We start from the raw sequence: 23869 nt of genomic DNA on the forward strand, positions 1-23869 counted from the left end.
ACGGAACAGGCTGCGGATTCTGCCTTCGTCCCCTCGTCGTGCTCGTACGTCACGTCCTGGTCCCGCCTGCGGCGAGCCCGAAACCCCGGCGGGGCAGGCCAGCCACCCTCACCCGCCGGCCCGCCCCCACGGGGTCTCGTTGGCGACGCCGCCACCAGGCCCTGTCACAGACCAGCCACTACCAGCGACAACCCACTCAAGCATGAAGATCGCGATCTACAGCAGGAGTGCTAGTGTGATGCGCCAGAAAAGGTGATCTTAAGTCTGCCGCTGGTTTTCGGTGCTGGGTGGGCTGATTTTGGTGAGGTAGTCGGCGAGGGACTTGAGGATCTCGTCGGCGGTCTTGGTCCAGGTGAACGGCTTCGGGTTCTCGTTCCAGGTGTCGATCCAGGCGGTGATGTCCTTCTCCAGGGCTGTCACGGAAGTGTGGACGCCGCGGCGGATGAGTTTGTCGGTCAGCAGGCCGAACCACCGCTCGACCTGGTTCATCCAGGAAGAGCCGGTCGGGGTGAAGTGGACGTGGAAGCGGGGGTGTTTTCCCAGCCACGTCTTGATCTCGGCGGTGTTGTGGGTGGCGTAATTTGTCACAGACCAGATGGACGTCGAGTCCGCTGGGCACGGCCTTGTCGATCCGGATCAGGAACTTCTTGAACTCGATGGCGCGGTGGCGGCGGTGCAGTTCCGATATGACGGTGCCGTCGGCGATGTTGAAGGCGGCGAACAGGCTGGTGATCCCGTGCCGGTAGTAGTCGTGGGTGCGGCGTTCGGGCATGCCCGGCATCATCGGCAGTACCGGCTGCGAGCGGTCCAGTGCCTGGATCTGGCTCTTTTCATCGACGCAGAGAACCACCGCCTTCTCCGGCGGCTGGTGGTAGAGGCCGACGACGTCGACGACCTTGGCGACGAACTGCGGGTCGGTGGACAGTCTGAAGGAGTCCTGCAGGTGGGGCTTGAGGTCGAACTTCTTCCAGATCCGCCCGACGGTCGATTTCGACAGCCCGCTGTGCTTCGCCATCGAGGCACGCGACCAGTGCGTGTCCTTGCCCGGGACGGACTCCAGAGTCGCCACGAGTACGTCCTCGACCTGGTCGAGCAGGACCGAGGGCGGCCTGCCGGGGCGGGGCTCGTCCGTCAGTCCGTCCAGACGCAGGGTGATGAACCTGGAGCGCCAGCGGTTCACCGTCGCGTGGGCGATGCCGAGTTCGGCCGCGACCTCCTTGTTCGTCCCGCCCTCCGCACACCGCAGCACGATCTTCGCGCGCAGTGCCAGGAACTGCGCGGTCTTCGCCCGCCGCGCCCAGCGCGTCAGCTCCGCACGCTCGGCTTCGCTGAGCACCAGGTCCGGCTTGCGCCGGCCCGGCCGCGGCTCATCCACCAAGCCCGCCAGCCGCCGGGCCACGAACCGCGAACGCCACTTGCGCACCGTCTCCACGGACACCCCACAGTCCGCCGCCACAGCGGTATTTGACGCCCCGTCCGCACAGGCCAGGATGATCCGCGCCCGCTCGGCCACACGGGCCGGCACCCCGCCACCCGCCCAGCGCAGCAACTCCGCACGCTCCTCAGCGGACAGCACGACTTCGACAGCACGAGGGCCTCGATGCGACATAAAAACAGCCTACAGACTTAAGACCGCCTTTTCTGGCGCATCACACTAGTACTCCAGCCGTAGTTCGTGATCTCGATCGTGAGGGGCGCCGAGGAGGCAGCCGGCAGCGTCGATCATCTGGATGAGACCGACCACGCCGTCGCGGGCGTTCGTTTCCTTCTCCGCCTACCCGAGTCCACCGAGACGGAGGGCGTTCCTTATCTCGCTGAGCTTCGCGGTCGTCGCCGGGGTCCACTCCTTCGCCTGCTCACCGAGACGGAGGGCGTTCTCAATCTCGCTGAGTTTCGCGGAGGACAGGGCGCCCGCCCGCTCGATCAGGTCGTCCCGGGACACGGTGGTCAGCCACGTGCAAGGGGTAAAGCCCCGGACGCGGGAACGCGAACCGAAGCACGCCTTCAAAGGGCAGTCCTTCCACGGCGCCTACTGCCACTTCGACGCCCAGATCGGTGATGTCGACACCCGCCCGAGCGACGACCTGCATCACCCGGATCCCGGACGCGTCGTCTCCCGACAGCAGCACGACCGGCCGCCGCTCGTCGAACTCCACCCACCAGACTTCGCCACGTTGCACATGTCCTCCTGACACAGGACGGCGGGCGGGCGCTGCGCGACCCCGACGCGCTGTGGAGACGGGTGCGGCCACCCGTTGATCATCGGTGTGTGAAGACAAACGATCACGCGGTGGCCGCAGGTCACAGCGTAGACCCTGCCCGCTGGCAGGAGGCGTTCGAGGGCCTGATGAGCCGGATAGCGGGACGGTTCACACGGGTCGAACCTCGGTTCCGGGTCCGGAAGTTGGTGCTCGGACTGCTGTCGGACCTGCCGCGCAAGAACTGCTGGACCATCGCCGAATGGGCCGGGGAGAGGACCCCGGACGGCATGCAGCATCTGCTGGGGCGGGCCAAGTGGGACGCCGACCGGGTCCGCGACGATGTGTGTGACTACGTGGTGGACCACCTGCACGACGACCAGGCGGTACTGGTGGTCGACGAGACCGGGGACGTGAAGAAGGGCACCGGCACGGTCGGCGTTCAGCGCCAGTACACCGGCACCGCGGGCAGGATCGAAAATGCCAGGTCGCCGTCTACCTGGTCTACGCCGGCCGGCGCGGGCACGCGGCAGTGGACCGGGAACTGTACGTCCCGCGTTCATGGACCTCCGACCCTGACCGCTGCCGGGATGCCGGACTCGACCAGGACACCGCCTTCGCCACCAAGCCGGAACTGGCCACTCGTATGGTTGCCCGGTTCCTGGACGCCGGCCACCAGGCCGCATGGGTCGCCGGCGACGAGGTCTACGGCGGCAACCCCAGGCTGCGAACCGCACTGGAGGAACGCGGCACCGGCTACGTCCTCGCGGTGGCCTGCTCGCACGAAGTCACCACCGGCGCCGGGAAGTTCCGCGCGGACACCCTGGCCAAGAAGGTGCCCAAGCGGGCCTGGCAGAAGCTCTCCACAGGGGCCGGGGCCAAGGGCCACCGTTTCTACGACTGGGCAGTCATCGACCTCGCCGACCCCCGACCCGGGAGTCGTCAGCTGCTGATCCGCCGTAACCGCAGCACCGGCGAACTCGCCTACTACCGCTGCTACTCGCGCGCACCCGTGCCGCTGACCGTGCTGGTCAGAGTCGCTGGATCAAGATGGCGGGTGGAGGAGTTCTTCCAGTCGGGCAAGGGCCTGGCCGCGCTCGACGAGCACCAGGTCCGCCGCTATGCCTCCTGGTCCCGCTGGGTCACCCTCGCCATGCTCGCGCACGCCTTCCTCGCCGTCGTACGCGCAGACGAGCACACCCGCCCCGCACCCGATGCCCTCATTCCGCTCACCTGCAACGAGATCCAGCGCCTGTTCATCACACTCGTTGTCCGACCCGTCCACGATGCCGCCCACCGGCTCGGTTGGTCCGACTGGCGGCGCCGCCACCAGGCCCGATCCCAGGCCAGCCACTACCGTCGACAAGCCACTCAGGCATGAAGATCACGATCTACGGCTGGAGTATTAGCCATATGCCCCCGACCTGGAGATGGAGGCGCCGGCTGCGGCATCGGAGGCTACCGATCGGGTAACGTGCCCCGGTTCTCGACAGACGCAGGACGCCGAGAACCGGGGCGGATGGTCTGACTGGCTCAGTTCAGACAGTGGCCGGTCGTGATCAAGGCCGGTAATTTAGGGATCGGGTCAACTCCCGGTTGGCCGCCCGCGAGGCATCCAACTCTTCTGTTCGTTCTTCAAGTTCGCCCTGCTTGGTGGCGAGCTCTTGTTCGAGGAGGGCGATGCGGTGTTGGAGCCGGTCGATGTCGACCGGGGTGCCGAGGCCGGATTCGGCCCAGATGGCCTCTCCGAGTTGGGAGGACAACCGGCTCTCTAGATGTCGGACTCGTGCCGCAAGGCGCTTGTTACGGTCGAGCGCGTTTGTGAGGTCAGCCTGGAGCGAAGCCCGGCTGACCGCGGCGATTCGCCCCTCATTGACAGGGGTGTTGGCGGCGGCATGGACGCGTTCGAGTAGGTCGCGGTGGCGATAGAGGAAGGTGCGATCGACTCGGGCGGCTCTGGCGAGACCGGAAACGGTGATGTCTCCGCCGTTCTTGGCGGCGGTGTCGATGGCTTTGAGGACGCGTTCGCGGCGGCGGGCCGAGTCTGCGCGTTTTCCATCGATCATGGGATTGGTCATCCTGCGGGCCTTTCGGGACGGAGGCCCTCGGGTGGTCCAACGCGGGGCAGGCCGAGTGAGACGACGCGACGGGTGCGGCGGACCACAGTGACGGCTTCCTTGATCTGAATCTGGTCCTCCTCGGTGAGGTCGCCCAGGTCCTCCCGAACGCGTTTGATCAGGCGGCGGACCCGCGTGATCTCCTCGTCGGAAGGCATGGCCTCGTCCTTTGCCCAGGAATCGGCTGCGAATGCGGCGAGGCGTTCGCGGCCGCGGAGGAGATCGGCGAGGTATGCCTCCAGGTCGGGAAGGTAGGAGACGTCGGTGCGGTAGTGGTCGCAGCCGACGCAGCGGAATCGGACGGGGCAGTCGTGGCCACCGGCCTGGACGTTGGTGGGTTCGGTGCAGAGCCCATAAGGGACCTGGACCTCCCCGATGGCCCGGCGGGCATGCTCGGAGTCGAGCAGGGCCTGTGCCTTGCGCCAGACACGGTTGCCGTTCCGGTCGAACTGCATTGAGGTGACCCGTTCCACCGCCTCACGCTTGCGCTTCTCGCCGACTAATGGTGACGTCGGGTATTGGAACTGTCCGAATGCCTTGGGCGTGATCGCACCCGATGACACCATTGGCCATGTAGGTCACTCATCACAGTCCAACGTGAACTCGCCGGTAGCGCTGTCGCGAGTGGCGTGGCAGCGGCGGGGTGCCAGAGAGAACTCCGCTTCGGCCCACCTGGCGATCGCCGGCGCGAGGGCCACCTCTGCGTAATCGACCTCGAAGATCTCCAGTGCTCGGACTGCGATCAGTATGTAAGGGCTGCTTTCGACGAGTTCGATGTCGCCAGAGACCTTGCCCAGGCCGACTCGCAGCGTGGCGACTTCACTCTCGGTGAGTGTCAGCCGACTGCCGTAGTAGGCGTTGTTGACCTCGGAAGCGTCTAGCCAGACCCGGTCGCTGACGGGGGCGCCGGCAGTTGGCGGGACCGTCAGCCGGATGGCTTCGGCTGCGATCCCGAGAAACAGTCCGAAGCCACTCTTCTGCACTTTGTAGCGATAGGTTCGCATTGGATCTCATTCGTGTCGTGAGTCGCGGCACCGGTCGCCGGACGCGATTTCGTGGTCGTGGCGACTTGTTCTGTGGCTGATCTCGGCTGCGTAGGTGGCCCAGTCGCCCGCGGAGAGACGTTGCCAGGCGACAGCGACATCGGTGTGGATGCCGAGCGTGCGGGCGAGGATCCCGGCCGGGATCTCGGTGGCGAGCTGGAAGAGCGCGGTGCTGCGGGCCTGATTGGGCCGGATCCCGAGCTGGTTCAGCCGCTGGGTCAGCTGTGTGGTGCTGATCGGCCGTCCGGGCTGGCCGCCAGGGAAGAGCCATGGAGACGGAGTCAAGGCCCCGATGGTGGCGTGACCCTTGCGGTTCGCGGCAACCAGGCGGGCCAGTGCGGCGACGGGCTCGGGCAACCGGACGGGGGCATCGCCAAGGTGGAGACGTACTTCCTGGGCGCTGGCCTCGACGTCCTCGGTGGTCAACCGGCTGATCGCTGACGGTCCTTGGGCGTAAAGGAGGAGAAGGAGTCCTGCGAGGCGGTCTTCTGGTTTGAGGGTGTCGTCGTGCAGGAGTCGGCGTGCGACGTTCCATCGATGCTCGTCATCGAGTGGCTGGGTGGGGCCGTGCCAGCGGACGGCGGGGACGTGGACGGTGGTGAGCTTGTTGGTGCGAGCCCAGCGGATGAAGTGTCCGGCCGTGTGGCGGTAGGTGGCGGAGTCGTCGGTGAGCCACTGGTCGAGGTCGGCCTGCTGGCAGGTCTCCAAGGCGAGGTCGTGAGCTTTCAGCCAGGTCAGGAAGGCGACGGCCGCGTGGGTTCGTTGACGCGCGGACATGAACTGCTGCGGGGTCAGGGGTCGGCTGTTGCTGCGTCGACGTAGTCGCCGGACCAGGTGCCATATCGCGTACCGGTGCAGGACTTTGCGCTGTTCGGGGTCTTGCTGTGATGCAAGAAGGCCGGTGAGGAAGCGTTCGAGGCGGACCATGTACTCGTCCCGCTCGGACAGTGCACCGACGCCGACGAGGACTTGGCGGAGGTGAGCGAGAGGTGGGCTGTCGGGCAGCTCGTCGAGGGCCTCGTGAGTCAGGGCTCGTCTGCTGGCCGCGAGGTCGGCCAGAACCGGAGACACGGACGGCTTGTTCAGCCACCGCTTGGCGGTGATGGGGTGCTCGGCGGTGGCGATGTTGTTCCGCAGGACTTCGAGAGCGGGGTGGAGGGCATCGGATGGAGGGCCCAGGAGCTCGTTGAGGCGCCGGTTGATGAGACAGCGAGCGCACTGGCCGGGGTGCGGGTAGTCGGGATCGCTGCAGGTGGGACAGGTGTGCCAGACCTCAAGCGCGGTGCAGTCCGTGCAAAGGGGCTGGTCGAGAGTGCCGGAGACGACCGCCGCGACGCCGCCGCAGGCCGAGCACGGCGCTGAGCGATGCTGGCAGTCCAGGCACCATGGCCGACCCGTGGTGCGGGAGGTGCCGCAGGGCTTTTCCGCGTCGCAGATGCTGCAAGTCGCGGTGGGCAAAGAGGGGCAGCTCGCGCAGAGCGGACCGTCCGGTGTGCGGGTGTTCACGACCTTTCGCCGGCCGCAGTTGATGCAGGTCTCCAGGTTCGCCGGGGCACTGACCAGGCAGTTCGGACACACTGGCCGGCCTTGGTCGTCGCGGGTGGCGGGCTCTCGGCGGGCTCCGCATCCCGAGCACTCCTCGATGCGGGAGTGGGAGATGCACATGCGGCAGACCCGCTTTCCGTCCAGAGGCTTGTCGATGCGTACGACTCTGTGGCAGCCGGGGCAGGAGGGCCGGACGATCCCGGCGATGCCGGCCTCGTGCAGCAGGTCGATCAGTTTGAGGACCGCGCGGTGGGGTGCAAGGTGGCCTTCCCCGGTCAACAGAGCGGGGTTGGATTCCAGGGTCCAGGCGAGTTTCTGCTGGTAGGAGGGACGAGGCGCCGATCGGCGGACCGCGTCGGCGATCGTCTCTCGTCCGGCCTGCGGGTCCAGCGCGGCGATCAGGGCGCCGATCACTGCGATGGGGTCACGTCCGTCGGTGTCCGGGCACTTGCCGCATCGTGGCCGCCCGGCCCGGTCGCGTGAAGCGACCCGGCGGGCGTTTCCGCAGGCAGCACATGGCTCGGGCTGCGGCCCGCAGTTCCAGCAGTACCAGTCCTGACCGCGGCGCTGGAGAGTTCGCATCTGCCTGCCGCACTCGGCGCAACACGGCGGCGAGACCCTCTGGGCCCCGGCCTCACGCAGGGCGATGAGCAGGTCGCCGACGGCCCTGGGCGCCGGCGAGCGACCGTCGTTCAGCACGCGAGGATGCTCAGAGAGATGTGCCGCGAGGCGGCGTGACTTCGAGCGGCCGCCCGCGACGCTGGCGACCACGGCACGGATCCGGTCAGGCTCCAGCTGATGTTCGACGGCCGCGACCAGGTCCACGATGAGCCCGATCGGGTCGCAGACGGCCCGATCGGGGAGCCCGGGTGTGGTCACGGCCGCTCGAGACCGCGGATGCGGGCTCGCTTGGGTCGCAGGTCACCGACACCTGTCTCGGCACCAACGGCCTTCCTTGTCCGGGTAGTTGGTCCGGAACCTGCTGCGGCGACGGGCTCGATGAGGTCGTCCATGGTGCAGTTAAGGATGTCGAGCAGGGCCATGAGGATCTTCAGGCTGAGCCGCTCGGGGCGCTCGACGACGAGCCGGTAGACCTGGCTGGACGACAGGGTGATGCCCCGTTTGTCCAGTAGCGGGATGAGGTCGGTGGTGGAGAAGAGCCCACGGTCGGCCATGACCTTGCGCAGGTGCCAGTGGTAGTCGAGCTTCGCGGCCATCAGCGGTCCTTGTCTGCGGGGATCGGGGCGAGCGCGGGAGCAAGTGCCTTGTGGAGCATCGTGTTCATGAAGTCGTCGCTGACGTGGGTGTAGATGGCGGTAGAGCTGTCATTCTCGTGACCGACTTGCTGCTGCAGAAACCGCCGGTCAACCCCGTCCTCCGTGAGGTGGGTGACGTAAGAATGGCGAGCGGAGTGGACCGTCAGCGCCTTCGGGAGCTTCAGTGCGTCGCGGTAGGCGACGAACCGGGCATTGATCTCCGCCGGCTTGACCCGGCCGCCCCTCTCGGTCACCCACAACGCGGGGTGGTCCTCGCAGCCGAACCGCGGCCGTACGTTCTCCACGTAGTCGGCGACCGCATCCACCGCCCAGTCCATCACCGACAACACGTTCCGACGACGCGGTGGCTGACCCTTCTTCGCTTTGCCGTAGCGGACGTTGAGTGTGCCGTACCGGCCGAACTGCGGAGCCTTCGCGTTCCGCCCGAAGTCCACCACATCCAGCTTCGATGTCTCGGTCCGGCGCAGACCCCACCCGTAGATGACCTTGAAGAGGGTGGCGTCGCGGTAGGCGGCGAGGGCTCCCTTGCGCTTGGCCCGGACCGCCCGTTCGACCTGGTCGTCGGCGTAGTCGAGGAAGCGCTGGATCTCCTCGCGGGTGAACGGCCTCGCCTCGGGGCGCCCCTCGTAGTCATTGAGGTGGGCGATGGTGTTCCACCCGGTGGCAGATGGCCACCGGGTGAGTGCCGAAGGCGTCCTCGCAGGCCACCGACCAGCCGTAACGACCGTCGATCAAGAACTCGCTGAACAGGCGCAGACTGCCCTGATAGCTGCGGATCGTGGACGGCGCGAGGTGCTTCTCGCTGGTCAGCCACAGTGACCACTCGTCCACATGGCCAGGAGCCCAGGCCCACGGATATTCGTTGGTGTACTCCAGGAACCGGCGTACGAGTCGTTCCCGGGCGGTGACCGTGTCCTCGCGGAGCCCACGAGCGGCCTGTTGGGCCCTCCAGCCCCGCACCATCGCCTCGACCATCGCGTCCTGTGGACGCAGCTGGGCCACCCCGGAGACCAGCTCCAGTTGAGCCGCCCCCGCCAGGTCGGCACGTCGCTGTAGACCCACTTTCACCCTCCCCTTCAGAGGGCAAATCCTGCATCAGACGGGATCTGATCGCCAAACTCCCAGCTCAGGACGCCAAGTTGCAGGAGGATGGAGTCCTTGTCAGGCCCCGCCCTGACCTCGCGACCTGCGGTTTCTCGCCCGTCTGATGCAATTCCTGAGAGTTCCGGTAGTACTGCTGGGTGGTCGTCAGTTGACGATGGTCCATGAGTGACTGCAGAGCATCGGGAGCGACGCCGGCGTCAGCGTGCCGCTGAGCGTAGGTGTGTCGGTAGGCGTAGGGAAAAATCTTAGCCTTGTCGAACGGCAGCATCTGGGTGACCTGGCGGTCCTTGACTGTGACCACGGTGGGGACCAGGAACTCGGGCAGTGAATCCACCCAGGTTCGACGGCGCCCGACCGCGCCGCGGACGAGGACGTAGAGAGTCACACAGAAGGCACCGATGTTGCAGGCGACGAGCATGGTGATGAACAGCCAGTAGGTGAAGCCGTGGCCGTCGGACGAGGCGATGAGGGATCCGTAGGTGAGGCTGATGAAGATGCCGGTGCCGGTGAGCCCGACAGCAGGTCCCGGCTCGTCGGCCACTACATGACCGGCACCTTCGACGACTGGAACGCCGTGTCTGTGGTTCGAGGGCAGGGCTCTGGATGCTGCCGAAAATAGGTGACTTGCCCTGTCTGCGATATGCGAGCATGCGGCCATGAACAAGCAGTGTGAGCCGGAGCCGGAGCCGGAGGACGAGACGCTCGGAGGAATAGACCTTTCCCGGATTGTCCTGCCGGACCTGTCTGGCTTCTACAAGTCGATCCTCAATCCGTACCGTGAGCAGCAGAGTCATCTGTCAAGGCTCGTTGCCGGGCTTGCCGTCCCACGTGTGGCCATCCCAACCTCGGAACTCACCGCCGCGGTAGAGGCCATGCGTTTCGACATGGTTGACCTGACTGGTTTCAACGACGCGATCACACGGGCCCTCGCACCGCTTACAGCTGCGACCTTCCAGACCGCGCGTTGGCACCAGGTCTTCTCCTCGCTGGCCGAAGCAGCCCGGAGTATCTACCCGGAGAACCTGCGAGAGCTGGCGCCCAGGCTCGACGAGATGGAGACGCTCCTTGTCGATGAGGGGATCCCGCTCATGTGGGTTCCCGGACCAAGCACGGTTCAGGTTCTCCTGGAGGCTCCCGACGCCGCTGCCCGCAGACGGCTCATCGGGCAGCGCTGGAATGGCATCGTCAACAGCTGCGAGGATGCCCTGGAAGAGGTTAGGCACCCCGACCTTCAGGATGTCCGTAGCTTCGCCCTGGACGTCGTGGACGCGTTGCGGGACGGCCACACCAGCGCGGCCCAGGCCCTGGCGACCAACCTGCTTGACTCCATCCTCCAGCGCCACCTCAGCCAGGCACTGAGAGTCGAGCTCACGAGGAACGACTTCAAGAAGAATGGTGCCAAGTTCAAGCTGGACGCCTACAAGTTCAGGACGGCCTGCACGTTCGCCCCTGTCTGGTACGCGCACGCCAAGTACTTCCCGGCGAACGGAGGCACGATCGGAAGATTTCAAGTCCAGTGAGACGGTCGTGACGCTATGAGGTTTGTGGTGCGGGTTCCCTGCGTTTGGCCGGGTCGTTGATCCAGGCCGTCTGGGGTATCTCGGGTGGTCTGGGGCGGCGGCCGAAGCGTTCGGGGTGGCGGGCGTATGCCTCGGCGAGGGTGACCGCGCGCTGGTCGCGGACTTCCTCGGCGGTCCCGAAGTGGACGGAGGCTGGTGTGTGCCAGCCGATACCCGAGTGCCGGTGCTCATGGTTGTAATACGCGATGAACGCGTCGAACCACTCGCGGGCGTGGGCCAGCGAATCGAACCGTTCAGGATAATCCGACATGTACTTCGTGGTCTTGAACTGGGCCTCGCTGTAAGGGTTGTCGTTGGAGACCTTCGGCCTCGAGTGCGACCGCGTCACGCCCAGATCGATCAGTAGTTGGGAGACCTTCTTCGACGTCATCGAGGTGCCGCGGTCCGCGTGCACGGTCTGGGGCACGATGCCGTTGCGGGCGATGGTCTCGCGGATCAGCTCCTCGGCCCGCACAGCTGATTCGGCTCGCTCGACGGTGTGGCCGACGATATACCGGCTGAAGATGTCGATGATCACGTAGGCGTGATACCAGACGCCCTTGGCCGGCCCGGCCGCCTTGGTGATGTCCCAGGTGAACACCTGCGAGGGCCCGGTGGCGACCAGCTCGGGCACCGCCTTGGCGGGATGGGTGGCCTGCCGTCGGCGCTCACCGGACTGATCCTGCTCGCGCAGGATCCGGTACATCGTCGAGACGGAGCAGTGATAGCGCCCGGCATCCAGCTCGCGGGCCCAGATCTGCGCGGGCGCCAGCTCGGCGTACTCGTCGCCGTTCATCAACTCGAGTACCGCAGAACGCTCTTCGGCCGTCAGGGCCGACGGCTGCATCTGTGGGGCACGTGTTCTGCGTGGTGGTGGGGGCCGGAGCCGACGGTAATGCGTGGCGCGGGAGCGGCCGGTCAGCCGACAGGCGGCCGTGATGCCCAGCTGAACCTCGACGCTGGTGAACGCCTCGTCCACGACAGGGTCGGCGGCAGGCTTCAGTCCGCGCTCTCGGAGATCATTTCCAAGAGCGCGGAAGCTTTTCCCATCACCTCGAGTGCGGCCTTGTTCCGTGCCAGGTCCCTCTGCAACCGCTCCACCTGCTGCCGCAGCTTTTCGTTCTCCACCTCCGCGGCGGACTTCTTCGCACGGGCCGGGCTGGTCCGGCGGTCGACCAGGTTTTCCAGGGCCCCGGCATCCCGGGCGGCCCGCCACTCCTTGACATGCGAGTGGTAGAGCCGTTCCCTGCGCAGGACCGCACCCTTCTCGTTCCTGGGCGCGGCGTCGTACTCGGCGACGATTCGCAGCTTGTACTCCGAGGTGAAAGTGCGGCGCTTCGGCCTCGGCGCCGGCTCGGACCCGACGGGCTCTGTACTGGGCATAAGGGACGGTTCTCCTGTCGTGCCCTCTCAGGCTAACCCCGCAGAACGGGATGTCTCACCCAAGGCTGACAGAGAGGGATCCCCCGCACGTTCGGTAGACACCCCAGTGCCCACGGAGTCTCCAAGGCCCAGTACTCGCGTATCAACACCGTGTACGCCTTGATGCTCGTCACCTCAGTGACCAAGCTCTTCGACACCGAGCTGCCTCACTGAGGCGGAAGCGCCGGCAGTGGGATGGCTGACATGGGCCGGTCTTTGCTGGGGCAGGGGAAAAGGGGACTTCGGGCAAGACCGGTCGTACGGGGCCGGCACACGGCACGGGCCCGGTCCTTCGACGGAGCGGAAGGCCGGGCCCGAAGTCTCACGGAGGCGGGGGATCAGTCAGAGCCCTTTCGACGTGACCCAGGGCCAGAAAGGGCACGAACGGCGTGGCGCCCCCTTGGAATTGAGATCTGCCGGATGCCGAAGGGGAACTCGAAGAAGTTCCTCTGGGAGCTGAGGATCCAGTACGGCGACGTCCGCGTCGCCGTACGGGGCGGCCCGCAGCGCCGGAAGGATGTCGAGCACCTTCTCGCCGGAGGCGAGCAGCCGGGCCTCCTCGTGCGAGGGGCCCCGGGGCGGGGGGCGTCGTCCGGGTCCTCTGTGTCCCACGGGTACGCCTCGGTCTGCAGCACCGCACCGACGGGAGGCCGGTCCCGGTTGGCCTGGCCGCTGACGCTGCCCCAGTTGAGGCTCGCGTTGACGCAGAGGTTCCCCGCGAGGAGCGCCCACGGGGTCCGGACCACACGCTCTCGCGCCAGCTCGACCGCGAGCCGGCCGAACGCCTCCGACCGCACGAGAGTTGGTGCCGGGGGCGGGATGAAGGCGTCGGTCCAGATTCCCATGCCCCTTCTTATAGCAACGGGCCACGGCCCGGCGCGCCGCGGCATCACGTGAGGCTGAAGGAGAGGGTGTCCTGCGTGTACCCGTCGGCTCTGTGCTTTGCATACGACCACTGCTCATGCTCGAATTCGAGTTTCTCCGTGAGCTCCTTCCGGTTGCGCGGCCAGCAGCATGCGTGCCACCCGACGTGCCGAGCGCTGGCCTGCGGTGGCGTATACGGGACAGCCCTAAGGCGTTGTCCAATAGTCTATGCAGGTAGGTGACGGCGGCTCAGCTCTACCAAGCGTCCGAGTGGCACGATCCGGTGTCTGTGCTGTTCGCCAGGAGCCAGAAGGCGGCCGCATGGGGTTGTGACGGAGGGGGAAGCAGTGACTGACAAGCAAGTAGGGTTATTCCTCTTAGTTAGCACCGCAACATTTCTCGTCTTGCATTCTTTGGATAAAGGTGACGGATCCCTAGCAATCTTCATCGGTCTATTGGCGGCAGTCGGTGTATGGCTCTACCCGGACAATATCGACGAGGGCCCTAAGCGCTCTATTTTTACCGTAGCTGCTGAAATCGCAGGGGTCGTCGGAGTGGTGTTAGCCGTTATCGAGTTTGCCAAGAAATAGGCAATGGGGAGGTCTGAACCGCCGACTTATATGGGGAAAGCGGGACGCGGTCGGGTTGGCCGCTCGTAGCGTGCCGTAGGACGCCAGTCCGGGTGACTCGTGAACCGTCTGCCGCTCTTCGGGGCTGGCTCTCCCGGGGTATGTCGCCGGTCCGGTGTCCGTCCGCGGTCTGACTCAGCAGAGGCGTGTCCCGGCCAGGTTGGTTCCGGAAGTCGGCGTGTCGACCGTGGCTGTCCCCGTCGTCCGACTGTGAGGAATCAGGTCCCGTGATACTGCTCGGTGTCGACCCACACAAGTCCACCCACACCGCCACCGCCGTCGAGCCGGTCTCGAACCAGCAGGTCGGGTCGATGCGGATCGAGGCCAGTCTGGCGGACTACCGGCGGCTGCTGGCCTGGGCCAAGCGGTGGCCACAGCGGAAGTGGGCTGTGGAGAACGCCAACGGCCTGGGCCGGCATCTCGCCCAGTGGCTCATCGCCCGCGGTGAGAGCGTCGTCGACGTGCCTGCCGCGGCGACCAGCCGGGTGCGCGAACTTTCCCGCGGTGGACGGCGTAAGAACGACCAGATAGACGCAGCGGCCGCAGCCACCGTTGCTTATCTGCAGGGAGAAGGGCGGGATCTCGCGCCCGAGGATCACACCACGGCGCTGGCCCTCCTGGACGAACGGCGTGTGAACCTGGCCCAGGCCCGGGTGCGCACGGTCAACCAGCTCCACGCGCTGCTGCGTGACCTGCTGCCCGGCGGCGCCCCGCCACAGCTGTCCGCGGACCTGGCCGCCAAACTGCTGCGATCCGTCCGCCCCGCCGGCGATATCGAGACCGTCCGGAAGGACATCGCCTGGGACCTGGTCGCCGAGATCCGGAAACTGGACAAGCAGCTCACGGACAACGCTGCCCGGATGCAGAGCCTGGTAGAGGCATCGAGCAGCACGCTGATGGACACCCCGGGCATCGGGCCGGTCATGGCCGCTCGGCTGATCGGCCGCACCGGACGGGCTCACCGCTTCTCCACCTCGGCGGCATTCGCGAACTATGCCGGTGCCGCCCCGGTGGAGATCGCCAGCGCGGACAAAGCCCGCCACCGGCTCTCCCGCTCCGGCGACCGCCAGCTCAACTCCGTCCTCCACACCATCGCGGTCGTGCAGATACGGATGCCGAAATCACCCGGACACGCCTACTACCAGCGCAAACTCTCCGAGGGTAAGACGCCGAAGGAAGCGAAGCGGTGCCTGAAACGCCGCCTGGCCGACCACGTGTGGCGCGTCATGATCGCCGATGAGCGAAAAGCCAAGCCGCTCCCTATCCAAGGGACTTGACAAGACACAGAGGCACCCCGGGTTCGGTAGAGATCTCAGCTTGTTGTTGGGGCTCGATCTGTCCAGTTCCACCCTTCGATGCCTGTCCGGTCTGCTGAGCGCCCGGCGTCGCGAACGCGGCACGCGGCTGCTCAGTTGCCGACCAGGGCGTCGTGGATGGCCCACCCCATGTCGCCGGCGCACCAGCTGATGTTGCCGAGGACTGCGACGTCCAGGCCCTGCTGCGGGTAGTGATAGAGGCGGGCGCTGGCCCCGTCCTCCTCGCCCGTGTGGCCCCAGCGGACGATGGTTCCTTCGTCGTCGAGGATGTGGGTGAGGCCGAAGCCGTACATCCACTGGTAGCCGCGGACCTTCTCCTCACGCTCGTCGACCTGCGGGGTCAGAGCCAGGCGCGTGGTCTCCTCGTTCAGCAGCCGCCCGTGGCGCAGTGCGTGGGCGAAGGCCGTCAGATCGGCGGCGCTACAGGTAGCCCCTCCGTCGGCGGCGGCCCCGGGGGTGGTCGCGTAGTGATTGGTCCGGTACGGGGTGGGGCTGCCGGCGGTGGTGAGGTATCCCTCGGCAATGTCCGGCCCCAGGTCGTCCAGGGCCGGGAATCCTGCCGCGCTCATTCCGGCACGGGCGAATACATCGTCGGCGATGACCTCCTCGAAGGAGCGGCCGGTCACCGATTCGATGAGCAGGCCGAGCAGGATGTAGCCGGCGCCGTTGTACAGATGACGCTCCCCGGGAGGGAAGTGGGGCTGCTTACCGGCGAACAGCGACAGGTAGTCCTTGTTGCTCCGCAGCAGGTAGAGCGGGTGGGAGGAGGTCAGGGCGGCCCATTCGGCCTCCCAGTCGTCGCTGCCCTCCTCGAACCAGTCGCCGATGCCCGCCGTCATCGTCAGGGCGTGGTGGACCGTGACACGCGGATCGAGCTGGGGCATGTGCTCTTTCACGAAGCCCACCAGCGCGTCGTCGAGGCAGACCTGCTTCCGCTCGACGAGCTGCAGGACGGCCACCGCTGTGAACATCTTGGACACCGACGCCACCCGGAATCGCGTGTCGCACGTGTTCGGTATGGACCACCGCCGTGACGCCATCCCGAACGCGCGGGTGAATACCGGCTCCCCGTGACGCGTGACCCGGACCGTGCCGGAGAACCCCCTTTCCTGCGCCACTGCGGAGACGGCCTCCTCCAGGCAAGCCGGATCGAATCCGTCAGCCCTCGTCACGATCGTCACCGCAGACCCCTCACAGAAGAAAGTTCACCAGTCATCGGTGATGATGATCGTCACCAGTCCGCCTGCGAGCAACCGCTTTACCCTGACCGCACGCGCCGCGGGGAGAGTGTCGCCCCAACCCGCCTCGGCCGCCGGTCCGTTGACCGCGACGTACATTCCGTCACCTCGCGGATCGCGTGTCGTCGGTATCCCCTCCGGCCCCGCGGTGGAGCCGCTGCCCCCCGAGCCCGCGACCGCCTTCAAGGGCCGCAGGTCGACGGACGGCACTGTCACGTTGGCTGACGGGTGGGATGATCTTCGGGTTGATCATGGTGGAGGGGGTTGTCCGTGGACAGTACGCCGCCGTCGTACAAGGGGCACCGGTACCCGGTCGAGGTGATCTCCCACTGCGTGTGGCTGTACTTCCGGTTCCCGCTCAGCTTCCGCGAGGTCGAGGAGCTGATGCTCGAGCGCGGCGTCATGGTGTCCTACGAGACGGTGCGCCGGTGGTGCCTGAAGTTCGGCCAGGCCTACGCGAACAGCCTGCGGCGCCGCCGTCCTCGGCCCGGCGATAAATGGCACCTGGACGAGGTCTTCATCAAGGTCAACGGCGAGGTGAAGTACCTGTGGCGGGCCGTCGACGTCGACGGCAACTTGCTCGACATCCTGATCCAGAACCGCCGCGACAAGGCCGCGGCCAGGCGTTTCTTCCGCAGACTCCTCAAAGAGACCGGCACGGTGCCGCGGGTGGTCGTCACCGACAAGCTCCGCTCCTACAGCGCCGCCCACCGCGAGGTGATGCCCTCGGTCGAGCACCGCTCCCACAAAGGACTGAACAACCGGGCGGAGAACTCGCACCAGCCCACCAGGCAGCGCGAGCGCGCGATGAAGGGCTTCCGCAGCGTCGGTGGCGCCCAAAGATTCCTGGCCGCGTTCAGCGGTATCTCGCCCCACTTCCGACCCGGCCGTTACCACCGCACCGCACCCGACCACCGCCTCGAGATGACCGTCCGCTTCACGATCTGGGACCAGATCACCGGCACCGCCGGCCTGCCCGCCACGGCCTGACCGACAGCCGACAGCCGCCTCGACCACGCCCTGACGCACCGCCAGACGCCTATACCCCCGACAACGTGACAACGCCCGATGCGGCCCAGGCCGCCAATCGGGAACTGACCAGCGCGCTGAAACATCGTGATTGACGGGGAGTTATATGCGGCGAGAATCAGCCATTCTGCTACATGTGTTCGGCAACCGACGAATCAGTCCTCACGGAAATCATACAGGTTGTGCCCTATCTCGGCGCTGATCCGCTCTCGCGAGCGCTTACGGAAAGCAGTCAAGCGTGATCGTTGAGTGGCCGCAGAATGTTCGATCCACGTCATCACGACTCCAGGCAGGCCCTAGTGCTCGGCGTCGACGCGGGAGACGTGGTACTGGCGGATCTGCCAGCCGGCGTTGTCGAGGCGGAGGACCAGCGACAGATGTACATGGGCCTCCCAGTCGTGCGCGTCGCCGAACGTGACGTCCGCGAAGCCTCCGGCGACCTGCTCGCCGATCGTGTATGTGTGCAGGATCGTTGCCTCGGCCCTTCGGTCGGCCGGTACGGCTGTGTAGTAGCCCCGCACCGCGTCCCGGCCGGTGAGGACGGCGGGTCCGAAGCCCTGGAAGAGGGTGTCCGGGGTGAACAGATCGGCCATGGTGTCGGGCTGGTGGCCGTCGAAAGCGGCCTTCCAGCGCCGAAGGACGTCATGCATCGGGTGGGTCATTGCTTTAGCTCTCATCTGCGCGTGGGTGTGCGGGCAGCGGCTCCAGCTGCGGACGGTCGCGGATTGCGACCGAGTGGTCCCGCGGAGTTGCTAGCCGACCGGTCCAGTACAAAATAGTCGAGCGGTCGTATACTTGCAACCATGGGACGGACCAGTGACGCCAGGGAAAAGATCATCAGCACCGCGCAGTCGCTCATCGAGCTGCGTGGCTACTCGGCGCTGGGCGTGGCCGAGATCTGCAAGACGGCCGGGGTGCCCAAGGGGAGCTTCTACTACTTCTTCGAGTCCAAGGAGGCTCTGGCGCTGACTGTGCTCGACGAGCACTGGGCCGACCAGCGTCGCGAGTGGGCCCGTGTTCTGCGCGGCGACGCCGACCCTCTGCAGCGGCTGCGGCAGCTCTTCGAGGAGACCGAGGCGATCCAGCGCGCGGGGCAGAAGAGCTGTGGCACCGTCTCCGGCTGCTTGTTCGGGAACCTCACGTTGGAGCTGAGCAATCAGACCGAAGCGATCCGCCGACGCCTGCAGGAGATCTTCGACGCCCAGGTCGACATGGTGGAGTCGGTCGTCGCCGAGGCGCGTGAGCGTGGCGAGGTCACTGTCGCCGACACCCGTGAGGCGGCGCGATCGGTCGTCGCGCAGCTCGAAGGACAGGTGCTGTTCGCCAAGCTCTACAACAGCACGTCCCAGCTGAGCGTTCTCTGGGCGAACTGCCTGGCTCTGCTGGGCGCCCGGGCGCCGCAGGAGGCAGCGGCCGAGGCATGAGCCCCGGTCCGCTGCCGGCGGGTCGGAGTGTCGGGCGCCAGAGTCCCGTTGGCCCGGAGGTCCCGGACTGCCGGTGCCTTGGTGTGCGTCGGGCGCCGAGGGCGTTCAGACGTGGGAGGCCAGTCTCCGCAGGATCTGGGCGGCGGGCTCGGCGGTGGCCTGGCGGTACCCGGTCCCGGCCCACAGATTGATCCGCTCGGGGTCGCCGGCCGCGGCGGCGGCCTGGCGCATCGGCCTGGTCAGATGGTGCAGGGCGGGGTAGCCAGAGGGGGCGAGGCCGCTGTAGTGGTCGGTGAACCGGTTGGCCAGAGCCCGTGCGGGCCGGCCTGTGAACGCCCTGGTCACCACGGTCCGGCGGCGCTTCGGGTCGGCCAGGGCCGCCTTGTGGGGGAGCGACGTACCGGCTTCGTCCGCCCGCAGCAGGACCGTACCGACCATTACCGCCTCGGCCCCGGCGCGTAGTGCCTCGGCCACGCCGGCCGGGGTGGCCAGCCCGCCCGCGGCGACGAGCGGCAGCGACACCGCCTCCCGTATCTGCCCCAGCAGATCGGTCAGTGGGACGGAGGCCGGAACACGTTCTGGGGTGAGTGTGCCTGAGTGCCCTCCGGCGGCCGACGCCTGTACGGCCAGTACGTCGGCGCCCGCGTCCGCGGCCAGGCGGGCCTCCGCCGGTGACGTGACCGTCTGGACGACCAGGGTTCCGGCGGCGCGCAGTGAGGCGATGACGGCTGTGTCCGGGATGGCGAAGGTGAAGCTGACGACCGGTACCGGTGCGGACAGCAACAAGTCGATCTTGTCCGACCAGTGGTCGTTGTCCTCGACGATTTCCGCTGCCTGGATGTCGAGTTCGTAGACCCGGGCTTCGGGGGCGATCGCGGCGGCATAGCGTCGGAAGGCCTCCGGATCGACCGGCAGGGGGTTGGGAGCGAAGAGGTTGACCCCGAAGGCGATGTCGTGGCGTCGGACCTCGGCGATCTGCTCGGCCAGTGCGTCGGCGGTCTTGTATCCGCCGGCGAGGAACCCTAGTCCGTTCGCACGGGCCGCCGCCACGACCAGTGCGGGGGTGCTGGGACCGCCGGCCATCGGCGCGGCCAGAACCGGGTTGTCCACGGCGAGGCCGTCGAGTGGCGAGGTCATGGAGTGTCTTCTCTCCTCGTGAGATGGGGACGGACTTGGTCCGGCAGGAGGCAGTGGCCCGCCCCGGGCCGGTCCCCGAGGGGGCCGGTGCCGGCCGGTTCGTCGTCGGCGCCGGGCCGTCGGCAGCCGGTTCCGGGGCGGCTGGCAAGGGCACGGGCACGGTGGCGCGCCCCGCCTCGGGCCCGCGCGGGCGAAGCCAGGCGTTGAGTGCCCGCGCTCAGTACCCGGCGCTCTGGCCGCCGTCGACGTGGAGGATCTCGCCTGTGACGAACGGGGCGTTCTCGAGGTAGACGACCGCGTCGACGATGTCGCTCACCTCGCCCATACGGCCGACCGGATGCAGTGCCGCGAGTGCCGCGTGATGCTCCTCGGGGTGCATGGGTGTCTTGATGGTGCCCAGCGCCACGGCGTTGCTGCGGATGCCGCGGCCGGCGTACTCGATGGCCAGCGCCTTGGTGGCGGACTGCAGTCCGCCCTTGGTCAGAGAGGCGAGTACGGAGGTCACACTGGAGCTGGCCTGGTCGGCGAGCGTGCTCGTGATCTGCACGACGTGACCGCCGCCCTGCTCGAGCATGCGCTCCACCGCGAGCTGGGTGATGCGGAAGAAACCGTCCAGGTTCACGCCGAGCACCGCGTCGTAGTCGTCCTCGGTGTAGTCGGTGAAGGGCTTCGCGACGAAGATCCCCGCGTTGTTGACCAGCGTGTCGATACGGCCGAACTGCTCGACGCCGGCGGCGATGACGCGCTCTGCGGTCGCGCGGTCGGCGATGTCGCCCTGGACGGTGACGACGTCGGGGTCGTCCGACGCGGGGATGCGGCGCGAGGTGGCGACGACGCCATAGCCCAGCTTGCGGTAGGCGGTGACAATCCCGGCTCCGATGCCCTGCGACGCACCCGTGACGACCGCGACCTTCTGAACCTGCGTGCTCATGATGACCTTCTTCCAGGGAGATGAGGATGAGATGACTAGCCGACCGGTCACTTATGTCAAAGTAGACGACCGGTCGAAATATTTCAAAAGGCGTGCGTACCGTCGTGGCGGCAGGGTGTGCGCCCGCGGAAGGGCGGCTGCGCCGCCTCGTGTGCGTCGTCACGAGGGGCCGGTAGGCCCCGCAGAGAGAAGGAGAAGTGCCATGAAGGAGTTCCTGGTCGAGCTCACCACCACCGTTCCCGAGGGCACCGACCCGGCGGAGGTCGACCGCCGTCGCGCCGAGGAATCCGTAAGGGCTGGGGAGCTGGCCGCGGCCGGTCACCTCGTCAGGCTGTGGCGCCCGGTGGGCGAACTGCGCAGCATCGGTCTGTGGCGGGCCGCCGACGAGGGTGAGCTGTACGAGAAGGTGCTCGGCGCACTGCCGCTCTGGCCGTGGATGACCTCGGTGGTGACGGTCCTGCAGTCCCACCCCAACGACCCGGGCAGGACTGCCGTCACCGCCTGATCGCACGGGCCTCGTCGCTCCCGCCGTAACCGCGGCACCCGGCCTTGAATCATCTGGACCGGTCGTCTACCTTGAATTAGTGGACCGGTCGTCTAGTTCGGTCTCGCGACAACCCCACCAGAATCCCCACAAGGAACGGAGCCGCTGCCGTGGCTACTCCCGTCAAGCTTTCGATCGTCTACTACTCCTCCACCGGCACCATCGCCGAGATAGCCGAGGAGCTCCGCGATGCCGGTGTGAAGGCCGGTGCCGAGGTCCGCCTGGTGAAGGCCGCCGAGCTGGCCCCGCGGGCGGCCATCGAGGCCAATCCGGCGTGGGCAGCCAACCACGCCGCCACCGCGGGCATCCCCGAGGCGACACCCGAGGACATCGAGTGGGCCGACGCCGTACTGTTCGGATCCGCCACCCGGTTCGGCAACCTCTCCTCGCAGCTCAAGCAGTTCATCGACACCCTCGGCGGGCTGTGGGCACAGGGGAAGCTGGCCGACAAGGTCTACAGCGGCTTCACCTCGTCCGCGACCCTCCACGCCGGACAGGAGACGACGCTCCAGGCGCTCTACACCAGCGTCCACCACTTCGGCGGCATCGTGGTCGCCCCCGGCTTCACGGACCCGGTCAAGTTCGCCGACGGCAACCCTTACGGCACCTCGCACGTGGACGGGCAGGGCACGAACCCGGTGGACGACACCACCCGCGCCGCCGCCCGCCACCAGGCCGAACGCGTCGTGAGGATAGCGGCCCAGCTCAAGGCAGCCTGACCCGTCCACCAGCCGCGTCAGGCAGGCCGGCGCCGCCACACCGGCGGCGCCGGCCGACGCGTCACCGCGCCGGCGCAGGGCGCGGACCCGGCCGGGCCTACAGCGACTCCGGTCGCTCGCCGCCCGACGGCGGCAAAGCGGTGCTGTGGCCCCATCGCCGTGCGCGAGCCCGAGAATCTGCCCGCAGCAGGTGACCCGACGCCCACCCGTGGGCGACGGCCGGTGCACCAGGATCGGCGCGCTGCTCATGGCCCAGGGTGCGATGGGTGGCCGGTCACATCGTGCTCTACCGCAAGGAAGCCGGTATCGACCACAGCGAGCTGCGCGTGCTGACCAAGGGCAGGCACGCGATGACGTACTCCAATGACGCCGGCTCCACTTGGACGGACACTGGCGCGGGAGCCGCCCCGCTGCGCGCCGCCTTCCACGCCCTGTACTTCCACTCCCGCTGGTGACCCCCATTCAGACCGAATGGTAGAGGGCCGCGGCTCAGGGTCTCGCACCTGGATGCGTGCGAGGCCCTGAGCCATAAGATCGCCTCTCCTTCGAACGCCGCAGTTCGCGAGGCCTGGTGTGGTGGCACTACCACGTCCAGCGGAACCTCACATGAGGTCAGGCATCCGGTGCGCCTTGCGCCCGGCCGGGGGTAGAACCGTCACCGGCGAGGTCGGTGCACTGCGCCAGCACGGCCCGGTGGACCGTGAGCGGGGCCGTCACCCGCGCCGAGCAGCCCTGTCGATCGTTCGGCTGGAGCCCCATGGAGCCCTCCGCCGAGAGGTGACCACCCTCCGCACCCACACACCTCACGGTCCCGGCCGGTCTTCCCCGGCCAGCCGGGGCTTTCCCGCGCTCAGGCACCGCTGCCGCTCGGACGGGGACTTCCTGGCCCGGTTGGTGGATCGGCTGCGGAAAGGGGGTGCTGCCCGTCGGGGGAGGGGGAGTTCGTTATGCCGTGGGTGAAGCCGTATGTGTGCAGGGACAGATTCCATGAACCGGTTGACTGCTTTGGCTTATGAGGGTGCGGAGGGTGGCCGCATCCGGTGAGGATGCGCCACCCTCTGGGGCGCCGCGCTGGAACGCGGTGATGCCCGGTCCCTGTTCCATGGTGCAGCCACGACGCCAGGGAGACCTCGGGTACGAGTACCCGAGACAGCGTTGCTAGGAGGGTGTCATCGCGTGCGTGCCTTCGGCAACGCCGGATGGACGGAAACGAATGAAAAAATTGGTTTCATTCTCCTGACCTGCAGCCTCCTGGTAGCCGGCTGCCGGCTCGTCCACCCGTTCGCCCGCATCGCGGACCCGGGCTCTGGACGTTCATGAATCAACGCCCTTGCCCGAAGGGCCACGCATTGTGATGGTCGGGTTACTGGTGAGAGGATCGCCGAACGTTGACGGACCGGACCTGGAAGTCCCCGTCAGCTGTTCACGGTGCAGCCCAAGTCCGCGCCCTATTCAGGGTTCTGACGCGACGCCAGTTGGAGACACGCATGCGTTCATCACTCTTCCCGCCGTCCTCGCCCAGCGCCTACCCGGGCGCGCTGACGCCCGGCGAGGTGGTCATCATCCTCGTCGTCATCCTCGTGGCAGGAGCCCTCGCCCTGGCCGGCCTGCCGATGTTCGGCGCTCTTGAGTTCATCGCAGGCGCCCTCTACGTCGCCGTCAGCTCGCTGAGGGCGATGCGCACGACGACAGCGCCCTCGCCCGAGGCAGTCTGACCCACCTATGGGACGGCGTGAGAACGCCGTCGCCGCAGAACCCGGCAGTCCGAAGCGC

24 protein-coding genes and 3 pseudogenes are annotated in these 23869 nt (G+C 67.2%); 10 read left to right on the forward strand and 17 right to left on the reverse strand.

Translation table 11 applies throughout. The features are described 5' to 3' along the window. Positions 1 to 258: 258 nt before the first annotated feature. Together OG978_RS40395 and OG978_RS40400 are read right to left on the reverse strand one after the other, a co-directional pair. Positions 259 to 1609 (reverse strand): annotated as a pseudogene (locus tag OG978_RS40395) (IS630 family transposase). A 165-nt stretch (positions 1610 to 1774) separates the two neighbouring features. Then, positions 1775 to 2180 (reverse strand): annotated as a pseudogene (locus OG978_RS40400) (type II toxin-antitoxin system PemK/MazF family toxin). A gap of 167 nt (positions 2181 to 2347) precedes the next feature. Between OG978_RS40400 and OG978_RS40405 the strand changes: the two are divergent. Further along, positions 2348 to 3579, forward strand: a pseudogene (locus tag OG978_RS40405) (IS701 family transposase). Between the two features lie 178 nt (positions 3580 to 3757). Here the strand turns inward: OG978_RS40405 and OG978_RS40410 are convergent. The 8 genes from OG978_RS40410 to OG978_RS40445 form a co-directional block, all read right to left on the reverse strand. After that, positions 3758 to 4276 carry a DUF6262 family protein gene (locus OG978_RS40410; RefSeq protein ID WP_326763291.1) on the reverse strand — a complete coding sequence of 173 codons (519 nt, stop codon included), beginning with the start codon at positions 4274 to 4276 and terminating at the stop codon, positions 3758 to 3760. Further along, positions 4273 to 4881, reverse strand: coding sequence for a hypothetical protein (locus tag OG978_RS40415; protein ID WP_326763290.1), 609 nt, complete (start codon positions 4879 to 4881; stop codon positions 4273 to 4275). The genes OG978_RS40410 and OG978_RS40415 overlap by 4 nt, the downstream gene beginning before the upstream one ends. 12 nt (positions 4882 to 4893) lie before the next feature. Then, positions 4894 to 5319, reverse strand: a complete 426-nt coding sequence (locus OG978_RS40420; protein WP_326763289.1) for a hypothetical protein — start codon at positions 5317 to 5319, stop codon at positions 4894 to 4896. A gap of 6 nt (positions 5320 to 5325) precedes the next feature. Next, entirely contained in the window at positions 5326 to 7782 is a 2457-nt protein-coding gene (locus tag OG978_RS40425; protein WP_326763288.1) for a site-specific integrase, read from the reverse strand. Then, complete coding sequence (locus tag OG978_RS40430) at positions 7779 to 8120, reverse strand: helix-turn-helix domain-containing protein (RefSeq protein ID WP_326763287.1); 342 nt, start codon at positions 8118 to 8120, stop codon at positions 7779 to 7781. Before OG978_RS40430 ends, OG978_RS40425 begins: the two co-directional genes overlap by 4 nt. Next, positions 8120 to 8827 carry a tyrosine-type recombinase/integrase gene (locus OG978_RS40435; protein ID WP_326769896.1) on the reverse strand — a complete coding sequence of 236 codons (708 nt, stop codon included), beginning with the start codon at positions 8825 to 8827 and terminating at the stop codon, positions 8120 to 8122. The genes OG978_RS40430 and OG978_RS40435 overlap by 1 nt, the downstream gene beginning before the upstream one ends. Continuing rightward, positions 8811 to 9242 carry a hypothetical protein gene (locus OG978_RS40440; protein ID WP_326763286.1) on the reverse strand — a complete coding sequence of 144 codons (432 nt, stop codon included), beginning with the start codon at positions 9240 to 9242 and terminating at the stop codon, positions 8811 to 8813. The genes OG978_RS40435 and OG978_RS40440 overlap by 17 nt, the downstream gene beginning before the upstream one ends. A 64-nt stretch (positions 9243 to 9306) precedes the next feature. Next, on the reverse strand, positions 9307 to 9825 hold the full coding sequence (locus OG978_RS40445; protein ID WP_326763285.1) for a tyrosine-type recombinase/integrase: 519 nt from the start codon (positions 9823 to 9825) through the stop codon (positions 9307 to 9309). A gap of 115 nt (positions 9826 to 9940) precedes the next feature. On the opposite strand from OG978_RS40445, the gene OG978_RS40450 reads away from it, so the two are divergent. Next, entirely contained in the window at positions 9941 to 10804 is an 864-nt protein-coding gene (locus tag OG978_RS40450; protein WP_326763284.1) for a hypothetical protein, read from the forward strand. 13 nt (positions 10805 to 10817) lie between these two features. Here OG978_RS40450 and OG978_RS40455 read toward each other — a convergent pair whose 3' ends face one another. Then, positions 10818 to 11822, reverse strand: coding sequence for an IS3 family transposase (locus OG978_RS40455; protein WP_326763270.1), 1005 nt, complete (start codon positions 11820 to 11822; stop codon positions 10818 to 10820). Between the two features lie 20 nt (positions 11823 to 11842). Then, positions 11843 to 12226 (reverse strand): hypothetical protein, encoded by a 384-nt coding sequence (locus OG978_RS40460; RefSeq protein ID WP_266726502.1) that lies wholly within the window; start codon positions 12224 to 12226, stop codon positions 11843 to 11845. 1250 nt (positions 12227 to 13476) lie between these two features. Here OG978_RS40460 and OG978_RS40465 point away from each other — a divergent pair. Together OG978_RS40465 and OG978_RS40470 are read left to right on the forward strand one after the other, a co-directional pair. Next, the gene (locus OG978_RS40465) at positions 13477 to 13719 is read left to right on the forward strand and encodes a hypothetical protein (RefSeq protein ID WP_326763283.1); all 243 of its coding nucleotides are present in this window, start codon (positions 13477 to 13479) and stop codon (positions 13717 to 13719) included. Between the two features lie 266 nt (positions 13720 to 13985). Further along, the gene (locus OG978_RS40470; protein WP_326763282.1) at positions 13986 to 15035 is read left to right on the forward strand and encodes an IS110 family transposase; all 1050 of its coding nucleotides are present in this window, start codon (positions 13986 to 13988) and stop codon (positions 15033 to 15035) included. Positions 15036 to 15166: 131 nt separating this feature from the next. Here OG978_RS40470 and OG978_RS40475 read toward each other — a convergent pair whose 3' ends face one another. Both OG978_RS40475 and OG978_RS40480 read right to left on the reverse strand, forming a co-directional pair. Next, complete coding sequence (locus OG978_RS40475; protein ID WP_326769876.1) at positions 15167 to 16255, reverse strand: serine hydrolase domain-containing protein; 1089 nt, start codon at positions 16253 to 16255, stop codon at positions 15167 to 15169. A 24-nt stretch (positions 16256 to 16279) separates the two neighbouring features. Continuing rightward, positions 16280 to 16411, reverse strand: coding sequence for a hypothetical protein (locus OG978_RS40480; protein WP_326763281.1), 132 nt, complete (start codon positions 16409 to 16411; stop codon positions 16280 to 16282). A gap of 171 nt (positions 16412 to 16582) precedes the next feature. Here OG978_RS40480 and OG978_RS40485 point away from each other — a divergent pair, with 171 nt between their 5' ends. Further along, positions 16583 to 17302 carry an IS6 family transposase gene (locus OG978_RS40485; protein WP_442817630.1) on the forward strand — a complete coding sequence of 240 codons (720 nt, stop codon included), beginning with the start codon at positions 16583 to 16585 and terminating at the stop codon, positions 17300 to 17302. Between the two features lie 335 nt (positions 17303 to 17637). Here OG978_RS40485 and OG978_RS40490 read toward each other — a convergent pair whose 3' ends face one another. Then, positions 17638 to 17991: a nuclear transport factor 2 family protein gene (locus OG978_RS40490; protein WP_326763279.1), complete on the reverse strand. Its 354-nt coding sequence runs from the start codon at positions 17989 to 17991 to the stop codon at positions 17638 to 17640. A gap of 153 nt (positions 17992 to 18144) precedes the next feature. Between OG978_RS40490 and OG978_RS40495 the strand changes: the two genes are divergently transcribed. Further along, on the forward strand, positions 18145 to 18765 hold the full coding sequence (locus OG978_RS40495) for a TetR/AcrR family transcriptional regulator (protein WP_326763278.1): 621 nt from the start codon (positions 18145 to 18147) through the stop codon (positions 18763 to 18765). A gap of 105 nt (positions 18766 to 18870) precedes the next feature. Here the strand turns inward: OG978_RS40495 and OG978_RS40500 are convergent, their stop codons facing one another. Then, positions 18871 to 19902, reverse strand: coding sequence for a nitronate monooxygenase (locus OG978_RS40500; RefSeq protein WP_326763277.1), 1032 nt, complete (start codon positions 19900 to 19902; stop codon positions 18871 to 18873). 217 nt (positions 19903 to 20119) lie between these two features. Beyond that, positions 20120 to 20833, reverse strand: a complete 714-nt coding sequence (locus tag OG978_RS40505) for an SDR family NAD(P)-dependent oxidoreductase (protein WP_326763276.1) — start codon at positions 20831 to 20833, stop codon at positions 20120 to 20122. Between the two features lie 202 nt (positions 20834 to 21035). Between OG978_RS40505 and OG978_RS40510 the strand changes: the two genes are divergently transcribed. The 4 genes from OG978_RS40510 (at position 21036) to OG978_RS40525 (ending at position 23811) form a co-directional block, all read left to right on the forward strand. After that, positions 21036 to 21338, forward strand: coding sequence for a muconolactone Delta-isomerase family protein (locus tag OG978_RS40510; protein ID WP_326763275.1), 303 nt, complete (start codon positions 21036 to 21038; stop codon positions 21336 to 21338). Between the two features lie 149 nt (positions 21339 to 21487). Beyond that, positions 21488 to 22096: an NAD(P)H:quinone oxidoreductase gene (gene wrbA, locus OG978_RS40515; protein ID WP_326763274.1), complete on the forward strand. Its 609-nt coding sequence runs from the start codon at positions 21488 to 21490 to the stop codon at positions 22094 to 22096. 266 nt (positions 22097 to 22362) lie between these two features. Continuing rightward, complete coding sequence (locus OG978_RS40520; protein WP_326763273.1) at positions 22363 to 22551, forward strand: hypothetical protein; 189 nt, start codon at positions 22363 to 22365, stop codon at positions 22549 to 22551. A 1032-nt stretch (positions 22552 to 23583) separates the two neighbouring features. Then, the gene (locus OG978_RS40525; protein WP_326763272.1) at positions 23584 to 23811 is read left to right on the forward strand and encodes a hypothetical protein; all 228 of its coding nucleotides are present in this window, start codon (positions 23584 to 23586) and stop codon (positions 23809 to 23811) included. The last annotated feature ends 58 nt before the right edge of the window (positions 23812 to 23869 follow it).

The sequence above is a fragment of the Streptomyces sp. NBC_01591 genome (genome assembly GCF_035918155.1).
In the GTDB taxonomy this organism is placed as follows: domain Bacteria; phylum Actinomycetota; class Actinomycetes; order Streptomycetales; family Streptomycetaceae; genus Streptomyces.